Source organism: Bdellovibrio bacteriovorus, assembly GCF_001592735.1.
In the GTDB taxonomy this organism is placed as follows: domain Bacteria; phylum Bdellovibrionota; class Bdellovibrionia; order Bdellovibrionales; family Bdellovibrionaceae; genus Bdellovibrio; species Bdellovibrio bacteriovorus_D.
Window position 1 is genome coordinate 250,746 of record NZ_LUKE01000006.1, and the last position, 21,096, is coordinate 271,841.

Sequence of the window (21,096 nt, forward strand, 5' to 3'; positions counted from 1 at the left end):
CACATCTCAAACGCGTCGCAATAAATACGCTCGAAACTTTGCCTTCTTTTTAAGCTTCTGTACTTCTTTTTAGACCCTACAGTTGACATAGTCTCGGACTCCTTGGACAGTGAAATGGGCTTTTGTCTAGCTAGACCAAGGACGGGTGAGGCGCAGGCTGCGCAAGCGAAAGACGTTATTTCGGCAGGGTCGAAATAAAGCAAGCCGAGGGGATTGTACTTTGAGAATTAAGAAAATTGAACTCATTGGTTTTAAGTCTTTTAAAGATCGCACCGTCATTCATTTCGACGCCGGCATTACGGGTATCGTAGGGCCTAACGGTTGTGGTAAGTCCAATATCGTCGACGCCCTTATGTGGGTTATGGGCGAGATGTCCGCGAAAGATCTGCGCGGCTCGCAAATGACCGACGTTATCTTTGGCGGTGCCGAAGGTTACGCCCCCTTGGGGATGTGCGAAGTTTCGTTGACGCTTGAAAACGACGGCGGAGCTTTTCCGGCAAAGTATATTAAACATTCTGAAATCATGGTCACGCGTCGTCTTCACCGAAATGGTGAGGGGGAGTACTTCATCAATAAAGAACCAGCGCGTTTAAAAGACGTGCAAGAGATCTTTATGGATACGGGTGCGGGCTCTAAAGGTTTCTCGATCATCGCTCAAGGTATGATCGGTAAAATCATCACGGCTAAAGCTGAAGATCGTCGTATGTTGATCGAAGAAGCGGCCGGGATTACGAAGTTCAAAGCTCGTAAAAAAGAATCGCAAAGAAAACTTATTTCTACGGACCAAAATTTGGTGCGTTTGCAAGACATCATCGGCGAGTTAAAGCGCCAAATTGATTCTTTGCAAAGACAAGCCCAACGTGCGGAACGTTATCGTAACATCAAAAACCAAATCGAAGATTTGGACCTCTGGTTGTCTTCAGCTCAGTACGTAGAGTTGAAACGTGCGGCGGACGAAGCGCAAAATATCTTCAACGAAGCACAAAGCATGGAAGTGGAAGGTGAAACAAACCTTTCCACTCTTCAGGGGCAATTAGAAGTTTTGAAGCTTCAAATCTTGGAAAAAGAAAAGCTGGTTGAATCGCAACAAACTGAGTTTTTTGCAAAACAATCAACAGTTCAGAAAAAAGAAATGGAAATCCAAGAGCTTCGTTTTGAAATCGAACAGGCTCGTCGTAATGAACAGATGACCGGCACGATCTTGCAAGAACAGCAAGCCCGTCAAGAGTTGTTGGCTCGTGATAAAGCGACTTTGGATTCTCAGGTCGCAGAGCTTAAAGAAGAAGCCGAAACTTTAACGGCTCAATTCACAGAAAAAAATGAAATCTTCCAAAACTCGAACAACCGCATTTCACAAGTCGATGAAGAATTGACGGTGAAACGCCGTGATCTATTCGCGGTCGGTCAGTCTGAGTCTTCCTTGGATGCGCGTGTAAACTCTTTACGTTCGCAAATCTCTGATTTGACGGACCGTCAAGATAACGAGCAATTGGTCCTAAACGAACTTCGTGAAAAACACGTTGAGTTTGAGGGCCGCCGTAAAAAAGTTTTCAACGAGCTAGAAAAAGAACGTCAAATGCAATTGGATTTGGCGAATGATTTCGAATCGTTTGAAGCGAATAAAAAAATCCTGACGGAAAGTGCCGCTACTAAACGTGCTGAGATGGAACAGTTCAAAGACAGCTTGAATGAGGTTGCTTCTCGTTTGTACGGTTTAGAAAACTTGCAAAACAACTTCGAAGGTTTCCAAGAAGGCGTGAAACAAGTCATGCTTTGGCAGAAAACCAAAACACAAGAGTTGATGGCTGATGGTTCGGTGGTCACTCATTTTCAACCGGTATCCGAGGTTGTTGAAGTTCCGGCGCAGTACGAAGTCGCGATGGAAGCGGCCCTGGGCTCACGCCTGCAAATGCTTCTTTCTTCCGACTCTGACGTGGCGTTGGAAGCTGTTGATCATTTGAAAGAACAAAAAACCGGTCGTTCTAGCTTCTTGTCAGCGCAAAGCAGTTCGCAAAGCTTGCACCGTGCTTCGGCGCCTGAAAATGAAACCGGCGTTCAAGCTATTTTGAAAGACGTAGTTCAAGCGGCGGATAAGTTTAAAGGCACTGTGGCTTACTTGCTTGATGGCGTAGCCATCGTGGATTCTATCCGCACGGCGTTGGCTCTTCGCCCACGTTATGAAGGTTGGACATTTGTTACCCTTGACGGTGACACGCTCACAGCTGACGGAGTTTTGACAGGTGGATCGACGGAATCAGCAGATTCAGGCGTTTTAAAACGTCGTCGTGAAATCAAAGAACTTTCTGATCGTAAAGATGAGTACGCGGGTAAATTAGCGCTGGCTCAAGCCGCTTTGAAAAAAACGGAAGAACAATTAACTAACGTCGTTAACGACTTTGAAGGCGCGCAAAAACGTAAGGTTGAGCAAGAAATCAAAGTCACCGAACTTCGTAAAGACCTAGAACGTGCGGAAAACGAACTAGTCAACGCCCAAACGGCCGTTGAACGCCAAGAGCGCGAAGTTAAAAAATTGACTGAACAAGTGGAAGTTCAAGAGCAAAAGATGGAAGAGCTGACAATCGCTCTTCAAGAAGCTCGTGAAAAGAAAACTGTTCTTGAAATGGAAGTTGAGACTTTAAACAAAGAACTTAGCTTCACGCGCACGGGCTTTGATGGCATGCAGGCGGAAGTCACTGATTTACAGGTTAAATCGGCTTCGAAGACTCAAGAATACCAAGGGGTTCTTCGTCAGCTTGAAATGGTGACGAAGTCTTTGAATGACTTAGACGGTCAGTTGACTCGTATGAACGAGGAAGCTCAAGGCTACAGTTCGCAAATGACTGAAAGCCAGATGACTCTGGAAGAAAAGAAAATCGAATTTGAACGTTTGTTAGACGAAGTCGAGACAATGAAATTGTCAGTGGCTCGCACTAAAGACGAATACGAAGTGATGTCTGAAACCGTTCGCCAGTTGGAAGATGAAGCCATGTCTTCACAACGCGCGCGCAACGAAAGACAACACAAAATGAATGACTCTCAATTGAAGCTTGAACAAGCGAAGATGAAAGAGCAGTACTTGATTGATCAAGTGCGTGAACGTTACATGCTCAACCTTCCAGACGTTGTTGAAAAATACGCGGGCCGCGAAGGTGACTTCTTAACCGCAGAAGGTGAACTGAAAGAGCTTCGTGAGAAATTGGCGAAGATCGGCGAAGTGAACTTGTCAGCAATCGAAGAATACGAAGAGACCGCTCAACGTTATGAGTTCTTAACGAAACAACATGCGGACTTAACCGAAGCTAAAGAACAATTGCGTAAAGTGATCGATCGTATCAACCGCATCTGTTCTAAACGTTTCAAAGAGACCTTTGACTTGGTTAACGATCGTTTCACTCGTGTATTCCCAGTCCTTTTCGGTGGCGGGGAAGCATGGCTTGAAATGGTTGAAGAAACAGAGAAGAATGAGGCGGGTATTGAAATCATCGCTCGCCCTCCGGGAAAGAAAACTCAAAACGTCTCATTGATGTCGGGGGGCGAAAAAGCCCTGACGGCGGTGGCGCTTGTGTTCTCGATCTTCTTGGTGAAGCCTTCTCCGTATTGCTTACTGGATGAGGTTGATGCGCCACTTGATGATGCCAACGTATTCCGATTCAACGACTTGGTTCGTGAAATGGCCAAACGTTCGCAAATCATCGTAGTGACGCATAATAAACATACGATGGAAGTTGCTAAAAAATTGTACGGCGTGACCATGCAAGAGCGTGGTGTGTCGACAATGGTGTCTGTATCTCTTCAAGATATTCACTAATCGATGTATTGAAGGACGACGTAAAAAGCCGCTGAGAAATCAGCGGCTTTTTTCTTTTTTAATCTGGGCTAAAATTTGATCGTACATAAGTTTCAGGCCGTTGCGTTCACGCACGGTGAGAACGGGCCAATAGGCTCTTTGGTCCGACAAATACTTGATATCGGACTCCAACTCCATGGATGGTAAAGAGGAGATTTTTAAGGGCGACAGATATTTCTTTTCTAAAATTGTTTGTTGGAATGATTTACCTAAAACAAAATTCGCCCATTCCATCGCTAAAGTCGTAGCAAAGGGATTGCGGCGCACGTTTTTAGTCACCGCTAAATAATCCACCCACATGCTCACTCCCTCTTTCGGTTGGGCCATCCGCCATTTTTGGGCATCAGGACCTGAGATCGAAGTGGAAAGTCCCCAGCTCGTGGTCAGGACAGATTTTTTCAAAGCATCGGAGTGAGGTGTGCCCTGCCAGAAGTTCGCATTGGTTAAGAGCTGTGTGAGCTTGAGGCGGAATTTCTTTGTGTTTAACAAAGAAATGTCGTGCAGTTGATCGTTTTTATATCCCATCGCCAAGGCCGTTAAATAAATATTGGCTTCGTAAAAATCCAATGAAAGCGAATAGCGGCCCTTCATCTCTGGCGCCCATAAAATATTCCAGCTTGTGGGCGCCGTGGCGATTTGGTCGACATTATAAAGAAGCCCGTAAGGCCCGGCGGCCAGTGGCACACCGTAAAGTTTTCCTTTGCTAGTGACGAAATCGTTTTCGATAAAGTGAGTTTGTACGTCTTTAAGATTGGTGACGATTTCTGGATCAATCGGAATGATCAGATTGTTTTTGATAAAATGTGTGCGCTCGTCTTTCAAAAAGTTATGCGACGGTGAAATAATATCCGAAATGCCGGCGCGCACGCGATCATAAAAATCCTCTGGCTTTAAAGTGCGGCGAACATGCAGATCCACGTTTTTGCCATATTTCTTACGGATAAAATCTTTAAACTCATTGATGGGGGCCGAGGGGCCATACGAAGTCCATACGTCCATCGTAAGGACCTCGTCGTAATGGCAGGTGATGACAGTTTCTTGTTTACTTTGTGTGGTGAATTGGGCTGATGCGATATATGTGAAAGAAATCAGTGCTACAGAAATAAAATATTTCAGCATAGGTCCCCGTACTACCTTGATAGCTTAGGTCTTTTCACATAGGAAGGTTTTTCTTTCAATGCTTGTTACATGTGGTCCAAAGAAAAGCCCTCGCCGGGAGGAACGGCAAGGGCTTTAAAAACGCCGATCGGCGTAAATAGTCGAGGGAGGGAGTTCGTTACTTCACGTACTCAATGACTGAGTCCTCTGCGAAACGAACTTTTTTGAGATTCTGAAAGGCATCATCCGTATGACGATAACCAAGGGCTACACTCGCGACGGTCTTCCAACCTGAACCTTCCAATCCTAAGATGTTGTCGTAGGCTGCGGGATCGAAGCCTTCCATGGGGGTGGCGTCAACTTTTAGTAAGGCGGCGGTTTCAAGAAGGAAGCCCATCGCTATGTATGCTTGTCGTTGGGCCCACACCCGAGTTTTTTCTTCTGGGGCCTGGGCGATATTTTGAACCATCATGGCTTTAAAACCTTCCAATGATTCTGGGGTCGCTCCGCGCACTTCGGCGATGCGATCCACGTATTTTTGAATGAAGCGTTCATCCACATTGTCTTTGTATAAGAAGACGACGTAGTGACTGGCATCGGTGACTTGTGTTTGATTCCAAGACACTGTCTTCAACTTTTCTCGCACCGCTGGATTTTCAACCACGATGAATTTATACGGCTGCAGTCCGTAAGAAGAGGGCGCTAGAAGAAGACTTTGCGTTAAGGCCTTCCAGTCCGTCGCCGAAATTTTAGCGTCGGGGTTGTATTTCTTAACGGCATAACGCCAGGTTAAAGCGTCACTCACTGAAGTTTGGCTCATGGAGCTCTCCATTCTTATTAAAGTCTGTTACCAGTCCATTAGGACTTAACGTAACAGACATACGCACAATATACCGATCCTGGATTTTAAATGCAACAGTAAAAAGCACATTTAAAATAAGACCCCCTTACATTTGTCATAAATGCCTCAAAAAACGTCAGCATTGTGTCTGGGGCTTGGCTGTAGTACAGTGGATTCATGGTCGACCAAAGGTTTTCAGTCTCAGTCCATCTCATGACAGTTCTGGCTTATCACAAGCCGGATTTAATGACGTCTGAAGAGCTGGCCTCTAGCATTCGTACTAATCCCACCGTCATTCGCCGGTTGGTTTCTAAGCTTGTTGAGGCGGGCCTTCTTGAAACCTTCAAAGGCAAGGCGGGCGGCATTCGTATGACAAAGTCGCCCAAAGAGATCACGCTGAAAGATATCTATGAAGCCGTGCTTGATAAAAAGTTGATGGCGACTCCATGTAAAGAGCCTTACAAGCAGTGTGTGGTCAGCTGTAATATGGGAACGCTGCTGTCTGAGGTGGCCGAAGGTATTGAACAGAACTCTATGCATTATCTTTCGGGAATCAAATTATCTGATCTTGCTTCTCAAATTAAATAGTTTTTCGCGGACATTTCGACCGCTTCTTAACTGACTCGTCAAAACATTCTGCACTTTCTTGGAACTCTCTTGTCTCAATACGGGATTGAAAAAAAATTGTTCAATTCTCTCGAAACAAACCCAAATTAGTCCTCTCTTAAGACACCGACTCTTCCGAAACTGTTGATAAGATCTTCAAAGGTGGGGTGTTTCGCTATGTCTTTTAATTATAGTAAGAATAAGGAACATGCGTCCAACGACAGCTTCTGGACATCATATTCCGACTTATTCCTTGGATTAAGTTGCATCTTTCTATTGCTTTACGTGACCTCCTCTTTGCGCGCGGGGACGGATGGTCTGCGCACTCAAATAGAAAATGAAAAGCTTTCGATGAAAGTGGAAGAGATGGAAAACCAACTCAAAATGTATGAGTCGGTAAAAAACGAATACATGCAACAACAAGCTTCTAAAAGCGAAGTGCAAGAATACGAAGAGCTGATGGATAAGCTCACTTTGCTTCAAGAAGACGCGAAATCAGAAAAAGAGAAGTTGTTGATGCAGGCTTCGGAAAACGAAGCGAAAGTCAAAGCATTGAACAAATACCAGCAAATGGTTCGTAACGTTTTAAACTCAAACAAGATGGCTAAGACTAAAATTGCCACTCGTGAAGACTTCATCGCTGAACAAGATGTGGAGATCGACGTTAAAGAAGGCCAAATCAACACGCTTAACAAAGACATCAAAAATAAAGAGCAGTTGATTGCGCAAGGTGAAGCCCGTATTGCCCAAACGGAAAAAGCTTTGGACAAACACGTGAAAGACCTGCGCATGGCTTATAAAGCCAATAAGCTTTCTAAAAAAGCTTACGAAGCTAAAATGGCGCAGGCCAAAGCCGAAAGCCAGGCGAAGTTGGATCAGCTGCGTAATATGAATTCCCAATACGAAAACCAGATCCAATCGGCGACACGCCAGTTAGGGCAGGTGCAAAGCGAGCTTGCCAATACTCAAGCTCATCTAGAAAACACCAAAGGGACTTTATCTAAAACCCAAGGGGCTTTGGCTTCAACCCAAGGTCTGTTGAAACAAAAAGAAGGCGAAGTGGTTGGCCTAAGTGGCCAATTGGCTAGCACTAAGGGAGCGTTGGGGCAGACGCAAGGAGAATTGGCCGCCACTCGAGGACGCTTGCAACAAAAAGAAGGTGAAGTCGAGGGTCTCAGTGGTGAGCTTGCCAGCACCAAAGGTGCTTTAGGGCAAACGGTGGGAGAGTTGCAAGCCACCAAAGGTCGACTTCAGCAAAAAGAAGGTGAGCTTCAAGGCATGGGCGGAAAGCTTGCGGGCTTAGCCGCGGAAAAAGCCGCTTTGGCCGGAAAACTTAATAGCACCCAAGGTGAGTTAGCAAAAGCAAAAGCAGAAATCGAAGCACGTAAGCAAGTGGCCCACGAAATTCAAAAAGGTTTTGCGAAGGCCGGGGTTAAAGCCGACATTGATTTACAAACGGGCGACGTGGTTCTGGATTTTGGTCAAACTTACTTTGACAGTGACTCGGATCGCTTAAAACGCGAAATGAAGTCGGTCTTAGAAAAAGCGATGCCAGTGTATTCAAAATCACTTTTTGGTAATCCAAAAATTTCAGATAAAGTTTCCGCGGTGGAAATCATTGGTTTTGCATCGCCCACTTATCAAGGTCGTTTCGTAGATCCGCACAGTTCTAAAGCGGAAGATAAAGCGGCATTAAAATACAACATGGATCTGAGCTACCGCCGTGCGAACTCGATCTTTAGTTATCTATTAGATGAAAAACAAAGCGGGAGCTTCGACCATCAACGCGAATTGTTGGCTTTGATGAAAGTTTCGGGACGAAGCTTCTTAGAAGTGATGAAAGTACAAAATCGCAACATTGCGACGGCAGCCGAATTCTGTAAGCAGAACGACTGTAAAAAAGCGCAACGTGTGATTATCCGATTTAGCATGGATCAAAAGAAATAAAAGAGGTGGGATGTGACAACTAAAGCTTTGGCAGAATATTTTGTAGTAACGCTGCCTTACATAATGTTAAGCGTGTTTTGCTTTGGCCTTTTCTTCCGCTCAATCATTTATTATACGGTTCGCCGTCATGAATGGTTCGCGAAAGAATTCGAAAAACGAGTGAATCGTTTTATCGATGCCGAAGTACCAGGCAAAGTGCAAGATGTGTCTTTTTATTCGCTTTCAAAAAAGCTTTTAGAAAGAACCTATTACGAAGTATTTGAAATTCGTGATCGCATGAAGCGTCGTCGCCCCGACAATATCATGTCGGCCAGCGATCGCTTTTTCTTGGTGCGCCAAGGTTGTGCGTGGTTGGTGAAAGACATTCTTAAACAAGTCAAATTCCTTAAATGGAATGACAACAATCCGAAGCTTTTGAATATCACCAAAGCAACATTGCAACATAATCCTTGTTTCAATCGCGTGTTCGGTGTGATTCCGATGGTGGGGATGAATGACCTGATTTCTATATTGCCGGGTCTTTTCGTTGTCGCGGGGATCTTGGGTACCTTTATTGGTATCGCGGGCGGTCTTGAAGGTTTAGGAACAATGAACTTGCAAGATCTTGAAGGCAGCAAAAATATCATGGACCGTTTCCTTCATGAAATCTCGTTTGCGATGAAGTCTTCAATCATCGGTATTATCTTTTCTTTAGCATCACATGTATTCAACGTGATCCTTTCACCAGAGCGTTCTTATGTGTCGATGGTAGATCGCTTTGAAAGTGCTTTAGATTTATTATGGTATCGCAGTGACAATAACAACTATCCTGCTAACGAGCGTCCGTTTGACGAACACCGTGATGCAGTCGAAGCCTTGGCGGAAGATTCTTTGAATAAAGAAATCAGCAAAACGCCGGTGGCGCGAGGAGCGTAGAGTTTGAGTCATTTTAAGATCGCCATTCAGCGCAAGGACCAGGCGCTCAGCCGAGAGGTGAACAGAGATTCGTTCACCATCGGCCGTTCTGTCGATTGCGACATTACGCTGAATGACAATCACGTCAGCCGGGTGCATCTTGTGGTCACCCGTCGCTGGAATCAGATTTGGATTGAAGATAAAAATTCCTCTAACGGGACTTTTATCAACGGGACACGTATTGTCCAAGGCTCTCCCGTCAATGTGGTGGGGAGTGATAAGATTCAATTTGGTAAGTCCGAATACATCCTGCACATTGATATCGAGCACCCGCTTCCTGCCGAAGAACCGGTGATTGAATCTCCTGCCGCACCTGTTTACGAAGACGAAGATGCCGAGATCGCGGAAACTGTGGCTATGCCCGCTCCACATTTTGCGCAATCTGTGCCTGCATCTGCTTCACCAGCGGCCCAAGCCGCGGCTCAGAATTCATTCCAAGCCGAAAAGCTTTTGCACGATGCTAAACGTCGGGCTGCGCAAATCGTGCTTGAAGGTGAAACTCAAGCTGAAAAACGCGTTCAAGCCATCTATCAAAAAGCCCGTGAAGCGCAAGCTCAAGCGGAAGCCTTTTACCAAACACGTTTAAGCGAGGCCCATAAAGAGGCCGACGCTATTTTGGCGGACTTCCAAAATCAGGGTCGCGAGCTTTTGCAAAGCGCACGCAACATGGCTCAAGAGCTGCGTGAAGAAGTCGACGTCTATGTCCAAGGCTTGCGCGAAAAGGCTCGCCAAGATGCAGAAAACCTGATCGCGGAAAGCACTCTTGAAGGTGAAAAACAAAAGGCGGAGGCTCTCCGTCAAGCCCGAGAAACGGCTGAATACGAAGGCCGCATGTTGATGGAAACCTCGCGTGAAGAGGTCAACCGTGTCTTAGAATTCACCCGTCTGCAGGTTCAAGAAGTGCAAGGCAAGCTTGAAGCGGGTCAAGTGAACTTGGAATACGTTCAAAAAAACTTAGCCGACACCGAAGACCGCTTAAAACATGCGGTCGAAGAGCTAGAAAAAAACAATCAAGCGAATTTGGATCTTCAGCAGGAAATGGCGATTTTGCGCCAGACTGAAGAAGAAAAACTTAAAGCATCGCTAGAGGCTGAAGAAACGCGGGTGAAAACGTGGGCCGAACAAGAAGAAACGCGTGTCAAAACCCTTGTTGATTCCGAAGAATCGCGAATCAAAACGTGGGTGGCCGATGAAGAAAATAAATTAAAACAGAAGATCGAGGCGGAGGAAGTTCGCTTAAAGAACTTTATCCAAGTCGAAGAAGAAAATCTCGCAAAATTGCAGGCCGCTAACAAGGACCTTGAAGGCAATAAAGAGCTTTTAGAAAAAGCGGTCCGAGTCTTAGCGCAAAAGCAGGCAGAGCTTTCTATGGATGTGAACGGGATTGAATCCCGTAAAGATCATTTATTTAAAGAATACGAATCACAAAAAGTTTTTTTAAATGAAAAGTTAGAAAAAGATAAGTCTCAGATGGCAAAATCGGAGGAGCAACGCTTAGAGGAAATGCGTGTCGAAACCTCCAAACGTCTAAAGAAATTAGAGCAAGATCTCATCGAAGATGTGATCCGCCGTAAGGAAAGCATCGTGAAAGAGCTTTTCAATGTGGTGGAAAAAGAAGTCGTGCGCCATATGCAAGCTCCTCAATGGAGAGAAATTTCTAAAGAGCTTGAATTTAAGATGATGGATGCCTTAGAAGGTAAGGTGGCAAATATCTCGCAAAATACGGCGACCATGGCGCAGCCTCAGGATTTAATGAAGCGTCGTAAAAAAGAAAAATTGCAGTGGGCATTTTCAGGTGTTGCGGCCGGTTTAGCTTTATTTTTTGTCGTTCAAGTCGCTTATCAAAAAGTCATCTCTGATAACACGCCGATGCAAACTCTTGTGCAGCGTGAAGTGCAAAGTCGAAAAGATGATCTTGAGCGTCGTCGCTTCAACCCCCCTCAAAGCGAAGAGCTTAAAGAAACGTACACCGACGCTGTCATTTACACACGCAACTTTCCAGAAGTATACGCAGATCAAGAATTTCAACAAAAGCTCTATAAAAGTGTGTCGCAATACATGTATAAGACTTGGCGTGTAGAAGAAGAAAAATCCATCCAGGTTTTGGCGGCCTCAAAAGCGATTGTTAAAGAGCTGCAAGATCGTCGCGGACAAATTCATCCGGACTTCGTGAAAGAAGGCATTCAAAAAATGCGTGATCTTGAACTTGAGAGCTTAGAGCGCATGAAAACGATCTTAGGAACCGAAGTTCGTGTGGACTCCTACCGCCGCTTCGAAAGAAATTTCTATAAAGAAGAAATGCAGCGCCGTCGCATGGCCAGCCATTGACATAATTTAATGATCCCTAAACCTCGACCAATAGACGGTATAAATACACCACTGGTACAATAGCACCGTATATATAGACTTCGGGTGTGGGATCATTGGATTTGAAGTACGATAAACTTCTCATTAGAATTGCAGCTAACATTAAGTCGCTCCGAAAGGCGCAAGGCCTTTCGCAACGTAATATGGAAGCCTTTGGCTTTGATCTCCGCAACTACCAAAGGCTTGAAGCCGGTCATCATTCTCCCAGTCTTTATACACTTCATAAATTGGCCCTCGCATTTCGCGTGGATATTTCAGAAATTATTAAATAAAAGTGTTCCTCGACTCTAGAATCTAAGACTTCCTCCGATAATTGAAGCTCTGTTTACGGTATAAAAACACCACTAGGGGGAAAATTAAGATGTTTGCTAGTTTGAGTTTGAAAACGAAGATGCTGTCCGCTTTTATTTGCTTGTCAGCACTATTAATAGTCGTTGGCGGTATCGGATGGTATTCAAATCGCCAAGTGGTTGGTATCTTCTCTGTTATTTCTAATCAAAACCTTCCGAATGTTCAAGCGGTAGGTCGTTTGCGGTATCGTGCGCAAGAAGCAAACCGTGTGATGCTTCGCTCGACAATGGCGAAAACGCCGGACGAAATCGCGCGTTATTCCCGCGAATTCGACGAGTCTTTGGCTCGTTATGAGGAGTTCACAAAAAAATATCTAGAAACTCCTTTTTTACCGGGAGAAGAAGCGTATTTCAAAAAAACCGAAACGACATGGAATCAGTTCACGGATGTCGCCAAAGAAGTTATCAAATTGGCAGGCCAGCCTGATCATCAAGCTAAACTTGATAAGTTGATTGACGAAGAGATTCCGAAAGTCCGTCGTCCCCATGATGAGGCTCTTTCCGATCTTTTGGCTTTCCATGATGCGCGTGTCAGCGAGTCAAAATTGCAAGCGGCCGCGGCTTCTAGTCGAGCAGAAACTTTGGTGGGCATCGTAATCGGTTTTGGATTTATCGTGGCAACGGCCATTGGATATATGTTCGCAAGCAGTTTGGCGAAATCCTTAGGTCGCATCAGTGGCGATATTTCAAGTGCTGCAGATCAAACTTCAGCGTCGGGTAATGAATTGTCGGCGGCCAGCCAACAGCTTTCTGCCGGATCTTCAGAGGCCGCAGCCTCACTTGAAGAAACCGTAGCTTCTTTAGAAGAGCTTTCAAGCATGGTCAAATTAAATGCCGATCATGCCAAGGAGGCCAACGCTTTATCACAAAAATCTCGTGAATCTGCCGAACAAGGTGAAAGCGAGATCAATAAGCTGATCTCTGCCATGGAAGAGATTGCCAAAGGTTCTAAAAAAATCGAAGAAATCATTAACGTGATTGACGATATCGCGTTCCAGACAAATCTTTTGGCTCTGAATGCTGCCGTCGAGGCCGCTCGCGCTGGGGAGCAAGGAAAAGGTTTTGCGGTTGTCGCTGAAGCCGTTCGTAATTTAGCGCAAAGAAGTGCGGCCGCGGCTAAAGACATCACTTCATTAATTCAAGATAACGTATCTAAGAGTGAAAGTGGCGCTCACATTGCAAGTCAAAGTGGCGTGGTTTTGAAGGATATCGTGACCTCAGTTAAAAAGGTTTCAGACCTCAACAGCGAAATCTCTGTGGCCAGCCAAGAACAATCAAGCGGCTTAGAACAAATCTCTAAGGCGATGAATCAGTTGGACCAAGCGACGCAAGGTAATGCGGCTTCATCTGAAGAAGTGGCCGCGTCCTCAGAGGAAATGTCAGCCCAAGCGGTTCTTCTGGCGGATTTGGTTGTAGATCTTCGCAGTATCGTGAATGGTGTTGGCGCTGTTGAGCCAAAATCAGAAAAGCATTTGAATAAAAAAGTTTTTACTCCGAAAGCCGTGGCGACACGTAAGGAAGTGAAAAAAGAAGCGGCAACATTATTGCCGCTAGATGAAAAAGATTTTGAAGAAGGACAGACCAGAAAAATTGGAAATGTCTCAGGGTTTTAAAAAAAGTTACCGATAAATAGGTAAGTTCAAGTCAGTGATAAATCTCCAGTAAGAGTCCTGCGAGTCCGCAAAAACTTTGTTCGAAAATAGATAGGCATTGAGTTTGCGGGCTCGCACGGAATCTTCTTCCCCGAGTTTATAGAGGTGTTCGTAAATCACCTCATGCATGATAAGACCCGCTTGTCCTCGCGGCGACAACTGATTCCACAAAGTTTCATCCACAATAAAGCGTTTGCCTTCAAGACCTTTTTCTTTACGACGAATCGCAATTTGTTGGACCGAGCAGTCCTTTTCTTTCGGTGTGAAAAGATGCTTTGAGTCTTTGATGTCCGTTAAGGCCACATCTTTTTTAAACTCCGTATCGTCCATAAATTCAGACGCGCGTGTCTTGTATTGTTTGGCTTGTCGTGGGCTTAGACGTTCTAAGTTGCGAAAAACTTCTTCTAAGACTTTCTCGCGCGTGCCCTCGGTTTTAAATGCACGGACGGCACCCGCATTTTCGTAAAAATCCAAGATGTCTTGAGACTTCGGGCACACCACGATGTCGCCGCCATTGCCCACGCGTTCTCCGTTAGCAAAAGCGGTTATGCCAAAAAAGCTCAAGGATGTTAGCGTCAGTATTAGTTTTATCATTTGCCCGCCAAATAAATATTGTAGGTCAATGTTTCACCCTCGACGGTCTTAAGACGTAAAATCGCTTTACGATTAACTCGTCCTGAAGGGGAGTTAATTAAGATCCAGCGCTTTACTAAGCTCATAGAAGGAATTGTAAACGGCACATACAAATGGGTCTCTGGAATCCACTTGGCATGTTGAGCTGCCGCTTTATTGCGACGAATTTCATTCGACATCAGATAAGAGCTGGCGCCGCCGACCGCTAAGCCACCTGCTGCCAAAGTGCCATTGTTATTTTGAGTGGCTCCTAAAGTGGCCAGCACCATGCCTGCTGATATTAGACCTAAAGAGGTGATATCGGCATTTTGTTCACGGATCATTTTTTCTTCGGCCTTGGCTTGTAGCCATGCATTCAGGTCTTTACCGATAATAATATTCTGAACGATGCCATCCGTGTTTGTGAGATCTAATTCTGCAGAATCCACGCGGATCCATTGTCCGTCTTTGCTTTCAAGATTGATTTGCATCACGACGTTGTAAGGGTCTGTGTATTCGTGAATGATCTCAGAGCTGATTTCTAAGTTCACTTGGGTTGAGGCCGAAACGAGGTCCGCCGGTTGGCTTAACTTTCGGCTGGCGCAAGCAGTTAGCAATAAAGTAGAAGCAAGAAGAATTCTAAGCATTACTTATTCCTTTCCAAAGAAAAAAACTGACATGAAAATACAAAGACCTCTTGGGGATTTCCGGGCTCGGCAAAGGCCGCAAGGCGATCTTGAAACTCTTCGATCATTTTTCGAATCTCTGGCAGTTTAGCCGGGTCGGTGGCCACCGTCATCGCCGAAAAATCGCGTCGTTCGGGAGGAGTGTCGCGTAATTTTTCCTGCGCCATATTCAATAGCGAATGATGATAGGACTGGATCGCGGCCGAAGGAATCTCACTGGAAATGTTGAGGGAGGGGGTTTTCCGTTTAAAGATTTTACCTTCTTCAATAATTTGCAAACGAACTAGTCGTGCTAAAGCTTCGCGGGCTTGAGCCGGCGTGATGCCCAAGCGATCCGCCATCCAAAAAGCATCGGCGTTGGCGCCGCGAATTTTACCCAAGCACAAAATGGCTAGGTGATACCAATCAGCGATGGTGCGAAACTCATCTTCGGCCAATTTTTTGCGTTTTTGTTCTTCGGGGCTGCCTGCGGGTTGAGGCATGAGGGTCCGTGAAAAAAGAGTCGCCACTTGTTCGGGGGAAAGATGCAGCTGCTCTGAAACTTGACGTAAACTTTCAGGACTGAACTTTCTTTTGCCAGAAATCAGCTGGGATAGCTGGGCGGGGCTCATGCCTAAATTTTTAGCGAAAGAGCGCAAAGAGTAACGAGGATTCTTTTGTTTTCTAAGCTCCAGTTCACGTTTCAACAAACCTGAAGCATAGTTTTGGACGCTTGATTCTGTTTCCATGTTTCAAACATATCGAGGCGGTGTTTCAGGCGTCAAAGATTCCTTGAAACAGTGTTTCACCCCTTGAAACAATTCCAATTTAAGCTGGTCTAAGGGGGTTCCATAGGGTAAAAAAGCCACAAAAACGAGGGTTTAATATGATGTCACCCGGCCATGGCCAACAGATCGAACTTCTACTACTTTTCGTAGCACTCTTGTTTACGGTGATTATCGGCGTAATTATGTACGCGGGTTATCGCAGCTTTAAGCGCAGCGAAGCCAAAGATAAGGCGGCAGAGCTTGCCCACACGGCCAAAAAAGATTTGATTCCTCCCGAAACTGTCGCGCAAGAAGAACAAGTACTAGCCCACGTGGATTCCACGGGCCAAATTGTTTCCGATATCGAAGCACCCAGTTTTGAAAAAGCGGTGGATCTGAAAGAGGCTTTAAAGAAAACCGAAGAAAATCTTTTCGGACGCATTCGCAGTTTGTTCAAATCTTCAGGCCCAGCACCTCACTTAGAAGAGATCGAAGAAGTTCTTTATACCAGTGATCTGGGTCCTAAAACTGTTCAGCGCTTAATGGGTGCGGTGGAAGATCGCCTTTCAAAAAAAGAAAAAGGCGACTACGAAACAGTGCGCGTCGCTTTAAAAGAAGAAATTAAAAACATCTTTGCCGATTCTCATTCGGCGGCGAGTGATGAAAACATTCTTTCTAAAATTAAATTTGCCGCTGAAGGTCCGACTGTTTTGATGATTGTTGGCGTGAACGGCGCAGGCAAAACCACATCAATTGGTAAAATTTCGGCTCAACTTGCAAAAGAAGGCAAAAAAGTTTTAGTCGCTGCGGGCGACACCTTCCGTGCGGCAGCTGGGGGACAGCTTAAGGTTTGGACGGACCGCGCGGCGGTTGAAATCTTCTCTCCAGAGGGAGTCACCGATCCAAGTGCCGTGGCTTTTGATGCCGTTTCTAAAGGCAAAGCTCAAGGGTATGATGTTGTTATCGTTGATACGGCAGGACGTTTGCACACGCAGGCAAACTTGATGGAAGAAATCAAAAAAATGAAACGCGTGATGACCAAGGTCATCCCTGAGGCGCCCCATGAAACGTTGATCGTGCTTGATGCCAACTCGGGCCAAAATGCTTTGATGCAGGCTAAAGAGTTTCATACAGCTCTAGGCTTAACGGGCGCTGTTCTAACCAAAATGGATGGCACCGCCAAAGGGGGCGTGGCTGTGGGGTTAGCGCAAGAACTGCAAATTCCCATCAAGCTTATTGGGGTGGGCGAGCGCATCCAAGACTTGCGCCCTTTTTCTTCCCAAGAGTTCGTCGACTCTTTATTTCAATAGAAACTATTTCGGGCGAAGCTTTGCGGTTTCGTCCACGATATTCTGGATTTTGTCGGAACGATAAGTGTGCCTGCCGGGATGGAAGTCCAAGATCGCAATCGTCATGGCTTTCGCGATAGTCGTCGCTTCAATCGCTCGGTATTTTTTTAAAGGCCCCACAAGCAGTGGATTTAGGAGTGGTGATAATTTCTGGGCGAAGGCTTCACCGGAACGATGTTCCTTTCTGTCTCCCAAAATCAAAGAAGGCTGAAAGATTTCAATTTGCGGAATATTCAGAGCTTTCAGGTCGCGCTCCATTTCACCTTTGGTTCGGTTGTAAAAGATGCTGGAATTTGCATCGGCGCCCATCGCCGAAACCACTAAGAATTTTTTTGCGCCCACTTTTTCTGCCACGCGGGCAAAGCTCATGACGTACTCATAATCCACTTTGCGAAAGGCCTCTTGGGATCCGGCGGTTTTGATCGTGGTGCCCAGGCAGCACACGAAAACTTCAGCCTTTAAGGCGTCCACCTGTCCTTCCATCTGATCTAAGTTCATTACAATATTTTCGGTGCGCGCAGGGATTTTCCCCAAGGGACGGCGAGTGACGGCTTTGATATTTTTCACCTCTGCGATTTGCGAAAGGATGGAAAGAAGCTCGCCGCCGACAAGGCCGGTGGCACCAATAAGTGTGATAGTGGTTGGATAGGTCATCATGGAGGGAATTGTCCCATGTCGTTTATATTCAGGCAAGGGAAGGCTTTGAACGGCTCAAGTGACGATATGGGGCACCGGTTTTGTAAGAACCGGTTCATAGTTTTTTGACAGTTTTTGAGGATAAGGACAGTCTGGTAAAGTGCCAGCTTTCAAGGAGTGTTTCGATGAAAGTTCGTGCTGGTTATATATTAGTCTTAGCGGCTTTATCTTTGGCGGCATGTTCAAAAAAAGAAGGCGGTGGGGCTGACAATCGCCGTATGGACGTCACGCGTTTTCAAGTGGAAGCATTAAACGATGAAGCAGCAATCACGGACAGTGATTATGCTGCGCGCTTAAAGTCTTTAAATGTGAAATCCAAAGCCTGTCGGACAAGTTCATTTGGAACTTTGGCAAAAGGCGATCGTTTCGTTGAAAACTTCCGTGGAGGAAGAATGTCCGACGGTCAGTTGAACACCGTTGAGTTCACCATGAATACCCAGTTGGTTTCCATCGGGAAAGACGCGGTATTTTCGTCTACTATTGAAAGTGCGAAAAGCTCGGATGCAAATATTGAAGCACTTTTAAAAAAGGACAGTCGATTCACATCCAAATGCAAAACCGGTAAGTCTTGTGTGACGTCTAAATCCACATGGGCGAACGAACTGCAAAAATTTATGAACTTCGGTACGGGTTGCAAGTATAACAACGAACGCGAAGTCACGACGAAATATGCGACAGGAACGTACCTGTTGCAGGACGGTCGTAAAGTTCCTGTTTTGGTTTCTCGCACTCAGGCTACTTACGATAGAGCTTGTAACGAAGGTACTAGTACGGTGATTTTAAGTTCCGTGAAATTAAAAACCGATCGCCTTAAAAAACTCAATGGCAAAGAGTGCGTTGATACTGAACAAGGCATGCCTTACGAATACAATCTTCTGCAAAAAACAAACGGCGAATTGATCGTTGAATTCAATCTCCGCACGTTGCTTGCTCCGGCTAAATAGTACCAGGTCCTGTTTCAGGGCCCGGCGCTTTGTTATGGGCCGGGGTCGTTGGGGTTGTGTTCGTGCTGCCTGCCCTCGGCCTGTCTTTCTTGAAATCGTCTGGTGTCTAGATAAGATGGTTCTGGCACCAACGAGACTTCCGAAGTGTGAATAACATTATATTCATCTTGGATTTTCTCATTTTGTTCAACCAACTTCATCTCGTAGTACATTTTTTCCTCTGGTATTTCAATGACGATACACCTTCTTTGAGACGAAGAATTTAGGGTGACTTCAAACCGTTCATTAAGCCAATTCGGACTATGGCATCTATATACATTAACTGACTTAGTTCTTGCCAGTTTGTACGCTAACCGGTGTTCGTCGGAGCAGCCATCAATTGTATAGAGATCGCATGTTTTTAGGCTTGCCGTTTTGGTCATCGGGTCAATCTCTGTTTTGTGGCCACTTAGAGCCGCGGAAAGCATGGTCTCAATCTTGCCGCGATAATATTCCTCGTCGAAGTAATCCGTTCTTGTGCGAAAATCTGAGTACTGGAACTGAAAGGGTACTTTGTCATCACCTGCGCGGACGGGAGATCCTTTCAGAATGTTATTTTCTGGTTGAGAAGCAAAGACAGTCGAACCTGAGTAGCAGGTGAGTTCGAAATAGATATTTTCATTACCCTTTTCGCCTTTCGCTATACCCTGTATGGAGTACGTATCTTCTGAATATCTTTTATCATCTTCAAATAAACTTTCGAGTTCTTGTTCTGATATAAGTTCCGTTCTGTATTTGTAAAGTAGCATTGGCAATTCGATCACAACTTTACGGAAATTTAAAGTTCCTCTTAATTTTTCATCTTTCTGGCTATTTATTAGGTTGTATAATTCGGAGTGCCAACTCAGGAATGCCTTTGGATATTCTCCCTTTTGAATAAATGTATCAATTTCTGCATTGAGGTGTATGTAGGCTCGCATCAATAGTTCATTTTCCAAAAAACTCGGTTCATTTTTAAAGACCGTTTCGATCAAATGATCTTTTATTTTACCAAAAATCTTCATGCGCACATCCGATTTTGTAATAACACGCTCCCTTGCCTTCTTAATTACGAAGGGATTTTCTATGGAGATTCGAATATTCGTTGATGCGGAGTTAAAGTACCCAGCCCATCCTTTGGGCGAGGAATCGGGGCTTATTTTATTTGAGAATTCCTTTTTTGACATCGAAGAAATATCTTCTAAAGCTTTCTGCACACGATCATCTGGAAGTCGGAAAGATTGACCTTTTAGGGAACTTATCGAAATATTTGAGGATCTGAAATAGGGGATTACTAAGTATCGCGCGCCAAGAGTCGAAGCAGTATAAAGGTGAATCACCGAGTGGGGATCCGCCTGGTTGGTTCCCTTGCAATATCCGTTCAGCTGACTTCCCTCTGGGAAAAGAGGCTTTATATTAGAATTTGAAAATATCTGAGCTAATTGACTACGGACCAAGTCTGAATTTTTGTATCCTGCGATGCGAGCTTCTTTAAAAAAATACTCGTGTGCAAGCAATGCAACCTTGTTTAAAGAATCCAGCTTTTTCCATTGCGCTCTATCTATGTAAAGTGTGCCATTTTCTCCGCGTCCTGTAGAGTCATCCCAATATGCAATTTGCACGATTTTGCAGCCGTTGGGTAAAGCGATTGGGGAGTTGGCGTCTTGGCTTGGGTAAAGACGAACGTCTTCATCTAAGAAGGAGATTCTAGATACGAATTCTTGCCAGAACTCTTCGCGGCCAATTTCTAGTTGTTGCATCGCGGGCCCATAGAATGACTTCAATGTAGAAATTAAAAACTTAATCGATTCCGGGCCGACCTTTTCAGAGCCCTCGCCAAAAGGGCCGCTCATGGTTTTCATTTTCAATTTTGAGTTATAAATGCCTTCAAAAATATCGCGAACGAAAAGCTTAGATCGGTACTCAGGATTTTTGACATCAGCGGAACACAAGATTCCTTGACCGCCGCCACCGTCTCCGGTTCCGCCGGATCCTGTATAGCCGTCATCATCAGGCAACTTTTTATCTGAACCATAATTGGTAATGTACTGTGTAGGCCCTTGGCTTCCGCCAGGTCCGCAAGAAACCATTGATAAGATTAATAACGAAGAGAGCGCGACACGGGCTGAAGACTGCAAAATTGTTTTACAGACGGATAGGGTATCTACAACGAGACTGTGTTTAATGGCTTTCGCGCGATGTTTCCTCATCATATAAATGGAGAGTTCAATGAGCATTCCATACAACAGTCTCATTTTGAGACGAACGAAATCGTCTATCTATATTATATGTATCGGGGTTCTAAGTGTTTACTGAAAAAGGTGACGATTTAGGTTTCCTGTCAAAACCTTGTTACTTGAAATGGGGCTCAGGCCATTTCGAT

At 45.1% G+C, this 21,096-nt stretch carries 16 protein-coding genes; 9 read left to right on the forward strand and 7 right to left on the reverse strand.

Annotated elements, in window-relative coordinates; translation table 11 throughout:
• Positions 1-220 precede the first annotated feature (220 nt).
• Entirely contained in the window at positions 221-3,808 is a 3,588-nt protein-coding gene (smc, locus tag AZI86_RS18085) for a chromosome segregation protein SMC (protein ID WP_061836697.1), read from the forward strand.
• Positions 3,809-3,847: 39 nt separating this feature from the next.
• Here the strand turns inward: smc and AZI86_RS18090 are convergent, their stop codons facing one another.
• Both AZI86_RS18090 and AZI86_RS18095 read right to left on the reverse strand, forming a co-directional pair.
• Positions 3,848-4,966, reverse strand: coding sequence for an ABC transporter substrate-binding protein (locus tag AZI86_RS18090; protein ID WP_061836698.1), 1,119 nt, complete (start codon positions 4,964-4,966; stop codon positions 3,848-3,850).
• Between the two features lie 157 nt (positions 4,967-5,123).
• Complete coding sequence (locus AZI86_RS18095; RefSeq protein ID WP_061836699.1) at positions 5,124-5,765, reverse strand: NAD(P)H-dependent oxidoreductase; 642 nt, start codon at positions 5,763-5,765, stop codon at positions 5,124-5,126.
• Between the two features lie 198 nt (positions 5,766-5,963).
• Between AZI86_RS18095 and AZI86_RS18100 the strand changes: the two genes are divergently transcribed.
• From AZI86_RS18100 to AZI86_RS18120, 6 genes are all read left to right on the forward strand, one after another.
• Entirely contained in the window at positions 5,964-6,374 is a 411-nt protein-coding gene (locus AZI86_RS18100) for an RrF2 family transcriptional regulator (protein WP_061836700.1), read from the forward strand.
• A gap of 195 nt (positions 6,375-6,569) precedes the next feature.
• Positions 6,570-8,339, forward strand: a complete 1,770-nt coding sequence (locus AZI86_RS18105; RefSeq protein ID WP_061836701.1) for a microtubule-binding protein — start codon at positions 6,570-6,572, stop codon at positions 8,337-8,339.
• A gap of 12 nt (positions 8,340-8,351) precedes the next feature.
• Positions 8,352-9,254, forward strand: coding sequence for a hypothetical protein (locus AZI86_RS18110; protein WP_253716016.1), 903 nt, complete (start codon positions 8,352-8,354; stop codon positions 9,252-9,254).
• Positions 9,255-9,257: 3 nt separating this feature from the next.
• A complete protein-coding gene (locus AZI86_RS18115) occupies positions 9,258-11,621 on the forward strand; it encodes an FHA domain-containing protein (RefSeq protein ID WP_061836702.1) in 2,364 nt (787 codons plus the stop codon).
• Positions 11,622-11,707: 86 nt separating this feature from the next.
• Positions 11,708-11,932, forward strand: a complete 225-nt coding sequence (locus AZI86_RS19295; protein ID WP_157684765.1) for a helix-turn-helix domain-containing protein — start codon at positions 11,708-11,710, stop codon at positions 11,930-11,932.
• An 89-nt stretch (positions 11,933-12,021) separates the two neighbouring features.
• Entirely contained in the window at positions 12,022-13,623 is a 1,602-nt protein-coding gene (locus tag AZI86_RS18120) for a HAMP domain-containing methyl-accepting chemotaxis protein (protein WP_061836703.1), read from the forward strand.
• 6 nt (positions 13,624-13,629) lie between these two features.
• On the opposite strand, the gene AZI86_RS18125 is transcribed toward AZI86_RS18120, so the two are convergent.
• The 3 genes from AZI86_RS18125 to AZI86_RS18135 are packed head-to-tail and all read right to left on the reverse strand — an operon-like array spanning position 13,630 to position 15,688.
• Complete coding sequence (locus tag AZI86_RS18125) at positions 13,630-14,226, reverse strand: hypothetical protein (protein ID WP_157684766.1); 597 nt, start codon at positions 14,224-14,226, stop codon at positions 13,630-13,632.
• A gap of 26 nt (positions 14,227-14,252) precedes the next feature.
• The gene (locus tag AZI86_RS18130; RefSeq protein WP_061836705.1) at positions 14,253-14,921 is read right to left on the reverse strand and encodes a hypothetical protein; all 669 of its coding nucleotides are present in this window, start codon (positions 14,919-14,921) and stop codon (positions 14,253-14,255) included.
• Positions 14,921-15,688: a TIGR02147 family protein gene (locus AZI86_RS18135; RefSeq protein WP_061836706.1), complete on the reverse strand. Its 768-nt coding sequence runs from the start codon at positions 15,686-15,688 to the stop codon at positions 14,921-14,923. Before AZI86_RS18135 ends, AZI86_RS18130 begins: the two co-directional genes overlap by 1 nt.
• A gap of 137 nt (positions 15,689-15,825) precedes the next feature.
• Between AZI86_RS18135 and ftsY the strand changes: the two genes are divergently transcribed.
• Positions 15,826-17,016, forward strand: a complete 1,191-nt coding sequence (gene ftsY / locus AZI86_RS18140; RefSeq protein ID WP_061836707.1) for a signal recognition particle-docking protein FtsY — start codon at positions 15,826-15,828, stop codon at positions 17,014-17,016.
• Between the two features lie 3 nt (positions 17,017-17,019).
• Here the strand turns inward: ftsY and AZI86_RS18145 are convergent, their stop codons facing one another.
• Positions 17,020-17,712, reverse strand: a complete 693-nt coding sequence (locus AZI86_RS18145) for an oxidoreductase (protein WP_253716017.1) — start codon at positions 17,710-17,712, stop codon at positions 17,020-17,022.
• Positions 17,713-17,876: 164 nt separating this feature from the next.
• On the opposite strand from AZI86_RS18145, the gene AZI86_RS18150 reads away from it, so the two are divergent.
• Positions 17,877-18,695, forward strand: a complete 819-nt coding sequence (locus AZI86_RS18150) for a hypothetical protein (RefSeq protein WP_061836708.1) — start codon at positions 17,877-17,879, stop codon at positions 18,693-18,695.
• Positions 18,696-18,727: 32 nt separating this feature from the next.
• Here AZI86_RS18150 and AZI86_RS18155 read toward each other — a convergent pair whose 3' ends face one another.
• Complete coding sequence (locus AZI86_RS18155) at positions 18,728-20,968, reverse strand: hypothetical protein (RefSeq protein ID WP_157684767.1); 2,241 nt, start codon at positions 20,966-20,968, stop codon at positions 18,728-18,730.
• Positions 20,969-21,096 lie beyond the last annotated feature (128 nt).

What these genes read in the sequence shown, in the direction of transcription:
- AZI86_RS18090 (WP_061836698.1), bottom strand. Translation starts at nt 4,966, where the DNA reads ATGCTGAAATATTTTATTTCTGTAGCACTGATTTCTTTCACATATATC.
- AZI86_RS18095 (WP_061836699.1), bottom strand. Translation starts at nt 5,765, where the DNA reads ATGAGCCAAACTTCAGTGAGTGACGCTTTAACCTGGCGTTATGCCGTT.
- AZI86_RS18100 (WP_061836700.1), top strand. Translation starts at nt 5,964, where the DNA reads ATGGTCGACCAAAGGTTTTCAGTCTCAGTCCATCTCATGACAGTTCTG.
- AZI86_RS18105 (WP_061836701.1), top strand. Translation starts at nt 6,570, where the DNA reads ATGTCTTTTAATTATAGTAAGAATAAGGAACATGCGTCCAACGACAGC.
- AZI86_RS18120 (WP_061836703.1), top strand. Translation starts at nt 12,022, where the DNA reads ATGTTTGCTAGTTTGAGTTTGAAAACGAAGATGCTGTCCGCTTTTATT.
- AZI86_RS18130 (WP_061836705.1), bottom strand. Translation starts at nt 14,921, where the DNA reads ATGCTTAGAATTCTTCTTGCTTCTACTTTATTGCTAACTGCTTGCGCC.
- AZI86_RS18135 (WP_061836706.1), bottom strand. Translation starts at nt 15,688, where the DNA reads ATGGAAACAGAATCAAGCGTCCAAAACTATGCTTCAGGTTTGTTGAAA.
- ftsY (WP_061836707.1), top strand. Translation starts at nt 15,826, where the DNA reads ATGATGTCACCCGGCCATGGCCAACAGATCGAACTTCTACTACTTTTC.
- AZI86_RS18145 (WP_253716017.1), bottom strand. Translation starts at nt 17,712, where the DNA reads ATGATGACCTATCCAACCACTATCACACTTATTGGTGCCACCGGCCTT.
- AZI86_RS18150 (WP_061836708.1), top strand. Translation starts at nt 17,877, where the DNA reads ATGAAAGTTCGTGCTGGTTATATATTAGTCTTAGCGGCTTTATCTTTG.
- AZI86_RS18155 (WP_157684767.1), bottom strand. Translation starts at nt 20,968, where the DNA reads ATGAGACTGTTGTATGGAATGCTCATTGAACTCTCCATTTATATGATG.